12 protein-coding genes are annotated in these 11,985 nt (G+C 37.4%); 5 read left to right on the top strand and 7 right to left on the bottom strand.

Going from position 1 to position 11,985, the window contains the following annotated elements; translation table 11 throughout:
• Positions 1-22 precede the first annotated feature (22 nt).
• The gene (locus R4Z10_RS05520; protein ID WP_338472204.1) at positions 23-568 is read right to left on the bottom strand and encodes a histidine phosphatase family protein; all 546 of its coding nucleotides are present in this window, start codon (positions 566-568) and stop codon (positions 23-25) included.
• Positions 550-1,320 carry a phosphosulfolactate synthase gene (locus tag R4Z10_RS05515; protein ID WP_338472203.1) on the bottom strand — a complete coding sequence of 257 codons (771 nt, stop codon included), beginning with the start codon at positions 1,318-1,320 and terminating at the stop codon, positions 550-552. The genes R4Z10_RS05520 and R4Z10_RS05515 overlap by 19 nt, the downstream gene beginning before the upstream one ends.
• A gap of 225 nt (positions 1,321-1,545) precedes the next feature.
• Between R4Z10_RS05515 and R4Z10_RS05510 the strand changes: the two genes are divergently transcribed.
• From R4Z10_RS05510 to R4Z10_RS05500, 3 genes are all read left to right on the top strand, one after another.
• The gene (locus R4Z10_RS05510) at positions 1,546-2,778 is read left to right on the top strand and encodes an MFS transporter (protein WP_338473168.1); all 1,233 of its coding nucleotides are present in this window, start codon (positions 1,546-1,548) and stop codon (positions 2,776-2,778) included.
• Between the two features lie 18 nt (positions 2,779-2,796).
• Complete coding sequence (locus R4Z10_RS05505) at positions 2,797-3,084, top strand: hypothetical protein (protein ID WP_338472202.1); 288 nt, start codon at positions 2,797-2,799, stop codon at positions 3,082-3,084.
• Between the two features lie 261 nt (positions 3,085-3,345).
• Positions 3,346-3,483: a hypothetical protein gene (locus tag R4Z10_RS05500; protein WP_338472201.1), complete on the top strand. Its 138-nt coding sequence runs from the start codon at positions 3,346-3,348 to the stop codon at positions 3,481-3,483.
• Positions 3,484-3,515: 32 nt separating this feature from the next.
• Here R4Z10_RS05500 and R4Z10_RS05495 read toward each other — a convergent pair whose 3' ends face one another.
• From R4Z10_RS05495 to R4Z10_RS05475, 5 genes are all read right to left on the bottom strand, one after another.
• Positions 3,516-3,734, bottom strand: coding sequence for a hypothetical protein (locus tag R4Z10_RS05495; RefSeq protein WP_338472200.1), 219 nt, complete (start codon positions 3,732-3,734; stop codon positions 3,516-3,518).
• 66 nt (positions 3,735-3,800) lie between these two features.
• Positions 3,801-5,135, bottom strand: coding sequence for a hypothetical protein (locus tag R4Z10_RS05490; RefSeq protein ID WP_338472199.1), 1,335 nt, complete (start codon positions 5,133-5,135; stop codon positions 3,801-3,803).
• Positions 5,136-5,333: 198 nt separating this feature from the next.
• Positions 5,334-7,289 carry a TRAP transporter permease gene (locus tag R4Z10_RS05485; protein WP_338472198.1) on the bottom strand — a complete coding sequence of 652 codons (1,956 nt, stop codon included), beginning with the start codon at positions 7,287-7,289 and terminating at the stop codon, positions 5,334-5,336.
• Entirely contained in the window at positions 7,282-7,803 is a 522-nt protein-coding gene (locus R4Z10_RS05480; RefSeq protein ID WP_338472197.1) for a DUF1850 domain-containing protein, read from the bottom strand. The genes R4Z10_RS05485 and R4Z10_RS05480 overlap by 8 nt, the downstream gene beginning before the upstream one ends.
• An 83-nt stretch (positions 7,804-7,886) precedes the next feature.
• Complete coding sequence (locus R4Z10_RS05475; RefSeq protein WP_338472196.1) at positions 7,887-8,876, bottom strand: TAXI family TRAP transporter solute-binding subunit; 990 nt, start codon at positions 8,874-8,876, stop codon at positions 7,887-7,889.
• A 232-nt stretch (positions 8,877-9,108) separates the two neighbouring features.
• Between R4Z10_RS05475 and R4Z10_RS05470 the strand changes: the two genes are divergently transcribed.
• Both R4Z10_RS05470 and R4Z10_RS05465 read left to right on the top strand, forming a co-directional pair.
• Complete coding sequence (locus tag R4Z10_RS05470) at positions 9,109-9,531, top strand: GNAT family N-acetyltransferase (protein ID WP_338473167.1); 423 nt, start codon at positions 9,109-9,111, stop codon at positions 9,529-9,531.
• Between the two features lie 166 nt (positions 9,532-9,697).
• Entirely contained in the window at positions 9,698-11,983 is a 2,286-nt protein-coding gene (locus R4Z10_RS05465) for an ATP-dependent helicase (RefSeq protein WP_338473166.1), read from the top strand.
• The last annotated feature ends 2 nt before the right edge of the window (positions 11,984-11,985 follow it).

Raw genomic sequence — 11,985 nt, 5'->3', positions numbered from 1 at the left:
TATTATGGAGTGTGCCTCTTCTTTATAGTATGGCATGCGTATCAATATTCAATGTTATACATTCATTATTTTCAACTACTAGTTGATTCATTCCATTAATATTGCCGTCCTGTACAATAGAAATACATGCTCGAATCCATGATCCGTGACCAAACACAAGTATTTGATGGCTGTCTTTATATTTCTCCAAAAACTTAAGAATCCGGTTTTCAAAGTGAACTAAACTTTCCCCCAGAATTAAATCTTTCGGATGTTCGAGCCAGTCTTCACCCTTGTCATTGATTAGTTCCGCCTTCGGTCGTCCTTCATAAGGTCCAAAATTCAACTCATCTAACAATGGCTCAGTCAATACTTCTAATCCATATTGTTCTGCCGTTTGATGAGTTCTCTTTAATGTACTAGCTAATATTAACTCGAAAGGAGCTAGCTTTTCTAATTGTTGTTTATTATTATTAATTTTCCTTTGGACTTCTTTATTCACAGGAATAATATCAATATCTTGCCGTCCTTGTAACCAAGTCTTGGCATTCCATTCTGTTGGGAGATGTCTTATAAAGGTAATTTGCATCCATCTTCCTCCAAATATAGTGTCTCACTTCTTAAACCGTAACGCTGAACTTCTAATTGTAACACATCTTGAATTTTGACATTTCCTAAATTCACATTTGCTCCTATTTCATTAATAAAATACATTTGTTGTTGAGACGTTGGTGCTTCAAAGATAATTTTATTTACGTCCAATCCATTTAAGAGTTCTCGAATTAAATTCTTCTTAATGCTTCCATTTTTTTGATAAATTCCTGATGTCCCTGAATCTCTTCCTTCTGTAATCACATATTTGCTTCCAGCTTCAAATAATTGGCACATCTCATTTTTCCATTGAGAAAGAGACATCTCAGATTCTGTATCCTTTGATCCTACTTCAGCTAAAACATTAAAATCTTGTTTAACCTTAGAGATAATTTCACATCGTTCTTCTAACGAAATAGGGAATGTACCGTTTGAAATTTCTACCCATTGGAACCCTAGCGTTTTTAACCATCGTAAATATTCTTCCACTTTGTTTTGCATGTATGATTTTTCAAACAAAGTACCACCACAGTAAGTTTTAATACCATATTCCTGATATAATTGGATTTTTTCTTTTAGATTCGGCGTAATATAAGCTGAGCCAATTCCTAATTTGGCAATATCTATAAATGTATGATAATCATGTAAAATACTTCTTAACTCTCCAACAGAAATTCCTAAATCAATAATTGAAGTGAGACCATATTCCCTTGTCCCTGTTATCCTTTTTGGCAATACTAAAAAATCCATCAATTACCCTCCTCTACATACCCTAAAATAGATTATTCAAGAATTGGGTGATTGTGTAGATTTTGGATCAGAAACCAAAAAAATTTGAAAAATTGTTTATGAATAATCGTCGAACCCCCATCAAACAATATAATGAAACTTCCATCGATAGGATTTTCACTTTTATCATTTTTAGATTAAAAAGGATCAGAGGTGTCATCAGTGCCAAAGCAAAAAAATAAAGGCATGACCATAGCCGCAATTGGATCAATTCCGCTTATTCTTGTACTAGGAAACTCCATGTTAATCCCAATTTTGCCAAAAATGAAAAGCGAATTAGGCATTACTCAATTTCAGACTAGCTTACTGATTTCCGTTTTTTCCATTAGTGCTGCGATCATGATTCCAATCTTAGGGTATCTATCAGATCGATTTTCTCGAAAAGCAATCGTGATTCCAGCTCTTATTTTGTATGGATGTGGCGGAATCTTAGCTGGGGCTGCAGCCGCATGGTTTGACAGTGCTTATACTTGGATTCTTGCTGGCCGAATCATGCAAGGGATTGGGGCTGCAGGAACAACCTCCATGGCTATGGCTTTAACAGGTGATTTATTCAAAGGAGGAGAACAAAGTAAAGTATTGGGTCTTGTAGAAGCATCTAATGGATTCGGAAAAGTGGTGAGCCCAATTATTGGATCGTTACTTGCCCTTCTTGTCTGGTATGCAGTGTTTTTTGCTTTCCCAATTTTTTGTTTAGTCTCTATACTGCTAGCCATATTCTTTATTAAGGAAAAAAAGTCCAACAAAGAAAGCACACCTCTAGGGGAATATGTTAAAGGGCTCGTTTCTGTCTTTAAAACAGAAGGACGATGGCTGCTTGTTGCCTATTTAGCTGGAGCAACCTGCCTTTTTACTTTATTTGGGATTTTATTTTATATTTCGGATATTCTCGAGGTGGACTATGCTATTGACGGAGTTTTAAAAGGAGCAATTTTAGCGATTCCACTATTATTTATGACGACAACTTCATATATAACCGGTAGTAATATTGGAAAAAAGATGAAACGCATGAAGAAATTAATTGTTTTCGGGTTATTTTTAATGTCTATCTCATTTGCATCGTTAATCCTTGTTAAAGGATTAATTCCTTTTTTCTCCATTCTAGTCATTAGCTCAATAGGGACAGGTCTTGCTTTGCCTTGTATAAATAGTTTTATTACTGGCTCTGTATCTACGGACCAACGTGGGTTTGTTACTTCTTTGTACGGCTCTGTTCGATTTTTAGGGGTTGCAATTGGACCACCGGTATACAGCGCTCTTATGAATTGGTCTCGACCAGGAATGTTTCTATCAACAGCCGGTTTAACGCTTTTTGTTGGAATCCTTTGTATCTTCCTAATTCAGGTAGGCAAAAAGGAAAAATCACCCGAGCCCAATAAGAAAAAAGATACGTTATTTGATAAATTACAACTTACTTAGAAGGAGAGAGGATTCCCAATGCCTGTTTATTTTTCACCCGAGGTCATTACACCAGAATTTCACGTCTTAAATATCGTTGATTCAAAAGACAAGGCGCTTGGAAATGTTGCATTTTTATTTGATGAAAAAAAGATGTATGTGTATGGAATATTGGAAGATGAGGAAGTTGGGGCTGACTTTAAAGATATTGTAACCCCTTATATAAAAGGCCTATCGAAGGCAAAGCCGGGGATCGAAGTCTATTCTTGTCTTTATATTGGCTGTAAAAAGATCACCCTCAACACAGACGAAGAGGAAGAAGAATAAAGTGAAACTTCATCAGTGGGGGGTCTTTCATCCCCCACTGATGGAAAGCCCGCGGCCACAGTATGCTGGTCACGCAGACTTTGCCGTAGGCGTTTAGTCTATGTTCATTATTTCGGAGCTTTACAAGCAGTTGATCCCTTTTATTGTACTCAGAATCTAGAGGCGGGGTCTTACTGACCGTCAAGTCTGATAAAGTTATCGCGAAAGTAATAAGCAAAAAGATTTTAGTTAATTTGAAAACAAGAAAGGAGCATGTTTATTATGACGAAGAAATATAACAAAGGCAGTAAAAATCAAAATGCACCTGAGTTACACGGAAAAGCTCCCGTTAGTGGTGATAACAGCAAAGGTAATAAGAGAAATAAAGACAAAAGGGATAAAACCGATGGGATAGTTTAAAGGAAAAACCGGTCATATTTGACCGGTTTTAGTTATTTCTCTTCGCCTCGAATCTTAATGGCAGCTGTTTCAGTTGTTACATAAGTTGGTACAACATCATCTTGTGACCTATCACCATAGAAAGCATTTTGAAGTTCTAAATTGGTATCTGTAACAGACTGACTTTCATTTGTTGAAATATTGTTATCAGGATTCATGATTTCGTCTAACTTTAAATTTGCTTCATTGGCTCTGTGCTCGGATTGCTTCACTTTGTTCCCCCCTTTTTTCTCTAATTAGTATGTTTAGTCCACAATAAAACATCCATTACAGATGTTTTATTTAATAAATGCAATTAACGCGATCCCTATAAAGACTACGGCCAACAGATGAGGTCCGTTTATACGAAGACCAAGTTTATTTCCTGATATAGAGCTAAATCGACTTACCATTAAGTTCAACCCAGAGAAAGGACTTAATGCGGTTGTTGTTGTCCAAGTTAACAATAAGGTTAAGGCTAACGCCAAGTTGCTAATACCTAACTCACTAGGATCTAATTGCATTGCCAAAACACCAATCGCAGCAATTTGATGGATCCCGATAAAGGTAATACAAAAAACAATTAGAACAATTGCAATGGCAAATAAAATGAACGACTGCCGTGATAAAACTGTAAGAAATGAGCTAACCCCGTTCATAATACTCGTGCCTTTTAAGGCATACGCTAACATTCCGGCACTCATAAAGAGCATGATTTCATTGTTCATCAATGGCACCGTATGATCCTTAAAATCAATGAGTGGCGGCAATAACTCTTTCCAATCTTGTGCAAAAGCTCCCATTAATAGGGGAACCATGATTGACAGTAAACAAACGATAACCACCATCGACCATTGAGTCACTTTTTCGATCGCTAAGCATGCCGAAATTAATAAAATCACAAATAGGATGAGTTTGTAAAGATTTCTTCTGTGATTATTAGTAAAAGGGATTGAGGATTCCGTCACTTCAACATTTAAGGTGTTTTTCTTAGCCCAAAAGGCAAATAAAACATTTCCCAAAATAAGGGATAAAATTGATAACCCAATTCCATAGAAGAAATAGTCACTGTATGCAACATTTTGATAATGCAATACCAATGTCACAGAGGCAAAATAAGGTGACCATAGCATCGCTGTTGAAAATCCCACCACATAACTTCTAGCTGACATTGCTGATGGTAGCTTCAATTCTTCCAGAAAGTCATGAATGATTCGTACCGAACCTAAATTTAAAATCGGACCTAAGACAAATAAAATTCCAGTAATCCCAGCATATAACTTTTTAGGCTGATTTAAAAACTTTCTTAACAAAATGGAAATGGATTCAAAGTGCCCTCCCAGCTTTAATGGAATAGATAAAAGTGGGACGAGGGTCAATAGGCAAAGCAAAGGCAAAATAAGGAAAATTCCCTCACTAATCCCCTTCATTCCAGTTCCTTTGCTTAACTCAATAACAAATCCAAACGTCATCATGAGGAGCCCAATGATTCGTGGAAAGGGATCCGCTTTGGTTATACTTCCGAGAAAAGCTAACAAGGCAAATACAACAACAACATATTGAAGCCATTGCTCCCCGACAAAATATTGGATTAAAAATAACAAACTCATTCCTAATATGAGATAGCTTCTCATGTAATCGCCCCTCAAAAACTAATTACGTTTACGCAGGTTATATAGTCAAAAAGATAAAAATATTGAAAAATCAAAAATAATAATTCATATATAGTTTACTCCGCAAATGTAAAAGAGTCTAATATTTGTTACTGACATTTACATAGACTCAACAAAACAAAAAAGCCATGGCAACCAAAAAAGTTACCATGACTAAGTTTATCCCGACACCTGTGGCTTCGGATGATTATGATTTTTAACTATAAATTGATAAGCAATTAACCCCGCAAAGATGACGAGTCCGATTAAATCAGAAAATCCTTCTGGGTAAATTAACAATAATCCTGAAACAACGGCAAGAATTCGTTCTATCCACGAAATCTTTCTGTACCAATAACCAACGACGCCTGCTCCAACAGCGACCATGCCAAACATAGCTGTCAAGAACATCCAGATGACATAATACCAAGTAGTGTCAATTAATAATAACTCTGGTGAGAACACAAACATGTACGGAATAATAAAGGCTGCTATTGCTAATTTCGTCGAGTCAAACCCAGTTTTTATTGGCTCCCCTCCGGATATAGCGGCTGCAGAAAAGGCAGCAAGGGCTACAGGCGGTGTAATATCAGCAATAATTCCAAAATAAAAGACAAACAAGTGCGCCGATAAATCTGGCACTCCAAGCATGATGATTGCCGGTGCGGCAATTGTTGAAGTAATAACATAATTAGCCGTCGTCGGTGACCCCATTCCAAGAATTAAAGACGCAATCATGGTTAAAAATAGAGTAGGCAGTAAGGCCCCGTCAGCAATATCTAACAATCCATTGGCCAACTTTAAACCAAGTCCTGTTTTCGTCACGACGCCAACAATAATCCCTGCACAAGCAGTTGCGGCCGCTACCCCTAATGCCGTTTTGGCTCCATCAACTAATGCATCAATAATATCCTTAAAACTCATCCTCGTTTCTTTACTAAATGCGCTCACGACGATCGAAATAACGATCGAATAAAGTGCCGCGAGCATGATACTCATTCCTGTCATTAAGAGGAGAATAATCGCAAGAATTGGGATTAACAAATAGAGTTTTTTCATAATTACATGACGATCAGGCATTTCTTCTTTACTTAATCCACGCAACCCTGTTTTCTTCGCTTCAAAATGGGTAACGATCCAAACCCCAGAAAAGTAGAGAATCGCAGGAATAGCTGCTGCTAAAGCAATTTCCGCATAAGGGATGCCAATAAACTCTGCCATCAAAAATGCAGCTGCCCCCATAATCGGCGGCATTAATTGTCCACCTGTTGATGAGGATGCCTCCACCGCTCCAGCAAACTCTTTCCGATACCCTAAATTTTTCATCATTGGAATCGTAAAGGCTCCTGAGGTAACTACATTTGCCACAGAACTCCCGCTGATCGTTCCTTGTAAGGCACTGGAGAAAATAGCAACCTTCGCAGGTCCCCCTACTCGCCTCCCTGCAACCAAAATCGCTAAATCATTAAAATATTCCCCAACTCCTGTTTTAATTAAAAAAGAGCCGAAGAGTAAAAATAGGAAGATAAACGTGGACGACACCCCAAGTGGTGTTCCCAAAATTCCTTCCGTTGTATAAAACATCGTTTGAACAAGCCGATCAAGATCTAATCCGCGATGAGCTAGACTGCCTGGCATGTAAGGACCAAATAAAGCATAAATGATAAACAGAATCGCGATTATCATAATTGGTAATCCAACTGTACGACGAGTAGCTTCTAATACCAAAACAATCGCGAGTAATCCGATGAGGAAATCCGTATCGGTTAAGCGCCCCACACGATTAACTAGCTGATCGATTAATAGTGGCCAATACCCTCCCACTACTACAGAAGCCGCTGCAAAAATTAAGTCATACCAAGCAACACGATGCTTTTTACCACGGTCCTTTTTTCTCGCTGGAAAAAGTAAAAAAATGAGTGCTAAGGCAAAACCTAAATGGATGGAACGCTGAAGCTGTGCAGTAAGCACACCAAACACGGAAGTATATACTTGAAAAAGCGAAAAGGCTAACAAACCAAAAAAAGCAATCCATCCGACGATCCCGATTAACTTTCTCGTGCCAGCCTCTGGATCATATTTTTGTAGTAATTCCTGTTGTTCCTCCTCTGATAAGGTTTCATATCGTTTACTCAATGATGTTCACTCCTTTCCATTGCTGCCATAAATTAATTTTTTCGATCTTTATTCGCGTCCAGGTCCCTGGTTCAATAGAATGGCTTAAAGGATACTCTTTTCCCTTAAAAATGAGTGTGTGATCCGCACGCACTTTTCCTACTCTTAAATCAAATGAAGGAAAGACCTGATTCATATTTTTCAAATAATATTTTCCATCTATTTGCTCAAATCGTTCACCGTCTGATGCATGGGAAGGCATCCCGATAGAAAAATCTTCATACTCCATTTCGTATAGTTTTATTTCTCCATCTTTTGTTAACTTATAACTTTCAACGACATCGGATAAATGGATAGAATGGGTGTACTTTATACGAAAACTTTCACTAGATGAGATTGGCATATAGGCGATCACTTGCCCACTGTTTTGAAACTGAAAAACTAAGCATCTTTGATAAGGAATCAGGATAAAAATAGAGATGACAAATAGAACAGAAAATAACACAATAAGTAATTTACGTTTTTTTATAATCATTGTATTTGCACCATCTGTAAATTTTGTTAGGAAAATGACCGACCCATGATCTCTTGGCCGGTCATCTTTTCTATTTTCTTCAATTATTGATCCGCCGTTACACCAATTTCATCAAAGTACTTCTGGGCACCAGGGTGAACGTCAATCCCAACACCATTTAAAGCATCTTCAACCTTAATTAATTTAGCTTTTGCATGCTGTACTCCATCCATGTTCTCAAAAAGCGCTTTCGTTATATCATAGACGAGACCTTCAGATAAATCAGCCCGAACGACTAACATTGCTTGGACAGCAACGGTTGAGACAGCTTCTTCTAAACCATAAGTTCCTGCTGTTATCTCATCACTAATATAAAAAGGATACTTTTCTATTAATACATCGACTTTATCTTGTTGAATAGGTACGATTACAATTCCTTCGGTTGCTGCCAAACCTTCAACAGCCCCCGTTGGCGTCCCTGCGGTTACAAAGGCTGCATCAATCGTACCATCTTGAATTCCAGTCGTTGATTCATCAAATGAAAGGTCTTGTTTGCTAATATCTTCTAATGTCATGCCATGTACTTCTAAAATTTGTTCTGCATTAAGAGCGGTACCTGAGCCAGGCGCCCCAATTGAAACCTTTTTCCCTTTTAAATCTTCAACCGATTTGATTCCTGACTTTTCGGTTGTAACAATTTGAATTGTTTCTGGATAGAGGGTTCCAATGGCTTGGATATTGTCAACGGGGTTTCCATCAAACATCATCGTTCCATCAACTGCATAGGATGAGATATCTGTTTGTGAAAATGCAATTTCAGCATCACCGGCTTTTAGAGTGGTCATGTTTTCTGCAGAGGCACCAGATGTTTCTGCATTTGTCTCAATTCCAGTTTCTTCTGTAATGATATTAGCAAAGGCTCCTCCAAGCGGGTAATATGTACCGCCTGTTCCCCCTGTTAAAATACTAATAAATTTCAACTCTTTTGAACCACTTGAGTCCTCGTTTGAGCTTGAGCTAGAACTACTGCAAGCAGCTAAAATCGTCCCTAAAACAAGTAGAAAAATCATTAATAAAGAGTGTTTCTTTTTCAAAGAAAGTTCCCCCTTTGATATAATCGAGTGTTCTTTTTCTCCCCTGACACTCTATATTCATCATACGTTTGTACTGATTTTTTAGTACAACTACTTATTAGTTTCTCAATCTCTTATTTCAGCTTTTCATTCAATTTGGTATAATATTTTCCATATATCCTACAATATTACTTAGACAGTCCATGAAACATTTCGTCTTGGAAAGGAATAATACACTATGAATGTAAACACAATTGAAGTGAAGATTGTAACCAACGAAGAGCAATTAAATGACGCATTTTCCATTCGAAAAAAAGTATTTGTTGACGAACAACAAGTACCTGAGGAAGAAGAAATTGATTCCCTTGAGTCAGAGGCAACTCATTTTCTTCTATTAAATAACGGAAAACCTACTGGTGCCGGTCGTTTTCGAGTAGTAGACGGTTATGGAAAGGTGGAACGCATTTGTATTTTAAAAGAGTCCCGTGGAACAGGTGCTGGAAAAGCCCTCATGGATAAAGTACAAGCTTTTGCCAGTGAAGAAGGCTTAAATAAATTAAAGTTAAATGCTCAAACTTATGCAATTCCATTTTATGAAAAGCTTGGGTTTAAAGTTGTCTCAGAAGAATTTCTTGATGCCGGAATCCCCCATAAAACAATGATCAAACAACTGTAAAGCTCCTGTGAAAGGAGTTTTTTCTATTTACCCATTAATTGAATCATTTCAATGCATCCTTTAGAAACTACTAAATTTTTGTTATGATAATGAATGTCTATTTTCCATATCTAATTGAAACTATTAACATATGAGTATTGTACAAAGGATGAAATCATAAATGACAATGAAAACAGCGATTAAAGGGGATCAGCTCATCCATTTAGAAATGATCGATCGTTCCTCTTATCAACGATTATATGAAGAAGCAAAAAAAGGACAATTGCTTTGTCCTGTTTGTTCAGAGAATGTACGGCTTATTTTAGGGATTGAAAAGGATCCTTATTTCCAGCATCATTCACATAAAACGAAAATTTGTCAATTCGAACAAACTCAAAATGAAGTCGCTGTATCGGTTGTATCAGACCAGGAGTTAAATGGGTTTCGACTTCCTAAATCTAGAGCAATCTCTGAGCCAATGGAGATACGAAAACCTTTCAAGTCAGCAAAAACGATTAAAGGAATCTCTGACTTTCAATCGGACCATAAAGAATTACCTACTGCTCGCTCCCCTTATATTGAAGCACTTCAGCAGCATAAAATCTATTTGGATCACAATCAAATAGAGGCGGTCGTTCACCCAAATGGTGCTTTGCTTGTTTTAGCCGGAGCCGGTAGCGGCAAAACTAGAGTATTAACAGCAAGAACGGCCTACCTTATGACACAGCTAGGTGTTGAAGCAAATCAGATCATGCTCGTTACATTTACGGCCAAAGCGGCGAAAGAAATGAAACAAAGACTACTAAACTATCCATCTATTCATAATCGTGACATTCAACAACTCGTCTCAGGTACCTTTCACAGCTTATTCTATCGGATTCTTAGTCATCACCAGCCCCAAAAATGGAACAGTCAAAAGCTTTTAAATAAAGAATGGCAGCGACGACAAATTTTGAAGGAAGCTGGTAAACAACTAGATCTCGATGAAAAAGAGTTTGCCTATGATGCGGCGATCGCACAAATCGGCCTTTGGAAGAATTCACTCCTTTCACCGGATGAGGTAAAGCCAATATCAACTTGGGAAGAAAAAACAGTATTTTTATATAAAAAATATGAGGAATTTAAACACCGTCAAGAACTATTCGATTTTGATGACATGTTAACAGGATGTTATGAACTATTTCGGGAAGATGATCGATTACTACAACTCTATCAAAATCGATTTCAATATTTTCTCATTGATGAGTTTCAGGATATTAATAAAGTTCAGTATGAGCTAATCAAAATACTTTCTGCCAAAAACAAAAATGTCTTTGCCGTTGGAGATGATGATCAAGCGATCTATGCTTTTCGAGGCAGCAATCCACAATACTTGCGTGAGTTTGAAAAAGACTTTCCCTATGCAGACGTCGTTCTGTTAAATGAAAATTATCGTTCAACCCATGAAATTGTTTCTTTAGCTAATGGAATTATTTTAGAAAACAAACAAAGGCGCCCGAAAAAAATGCACGCACAATATACAATCGAAAAAAAACCGATTTTATTTTTTCCTTATGATGAAGAAGAGGAAGCGACAATGATTGTTACTGATATTGGAGAAAAAATCTCGGAAGGTGCTAATCCAAATGATTTTGCGATCCTATTCCGGACCAATACTTCCAGTCGAGCGATTTTTGAAAGACTCACCAACTCAAGCCTTCCTTTCATCATCGATCAAGATATTGAATCTTTTTATGAACGATTTATCGTTCGAAGTATGCTTGGTTTTTTAAAACTAAGTGTGAATGAAGATGATCCGTCTGCCATGTCTGATATTTTTCCGGCTTTATTTCTGAAACAAAGTGTCTTAACCGATATGAAGGCTAGTAGCATTTTAAACGATACCACATTGCTACAATGCTTAAATGATGTTAAAACGAATTTTGCTTTTCAAGAGAAAAAATTAAAGAAGGTCTTACCCGTCGTTCGTTCCCTCTCTTCCCTTTCACCTCTTGAGGCCATTAATAAAGTGGAGAAAGAGCTTGGTTTTGGGGAGTTTATTAAAAAACGAGGAAGTGAAGGGAATCAGTGGGATAAAGGTTCAGATGATCTTCGGGATTTAAAGGTGGCTGCCAAGAACTTTACATCCATACAAGAGTTTCTCCAACACACAAACCATATGGCAGCTATGAACAAGGAAATCAAAATGCAAAGCAAACAACGTAAAGACGGAATTACATTAAGTACCATTCATCGATCAAAAGGATTAGAATATAAAACAGTCTATATCATCGGAACGGTAGATGGCAGTTTGCCCCATGACTTTGCCTTGGATTCGTTACGTGAAGGCGACCGCGAACCACTTGAGGAAGAAAGGCGTTTACTTTATGTTGCGATCACCCGGGCAAAAGAGGCTTTATACCTTTCAGTTCCTAATCATTGGCGAGGGAAAAAAGCAAAACCATCAAGGTTTTTATCTTCTGTACGGTATTAAAA

Source organism: Niallia sp. XMNu-256 (genome assembly GCF_036670015.1).
In the GTDB taxonomy this organism is placed as follows: domain Bacteria; phylum Bacillota; class Bacilli; order Bacillales; family Cytobacillaceae; genus Bacillus_BD.
Note: the sequence above shows the minus strand (reverse complement) of the source record. Positions and strands in the feature narration are given on the sequence as shown.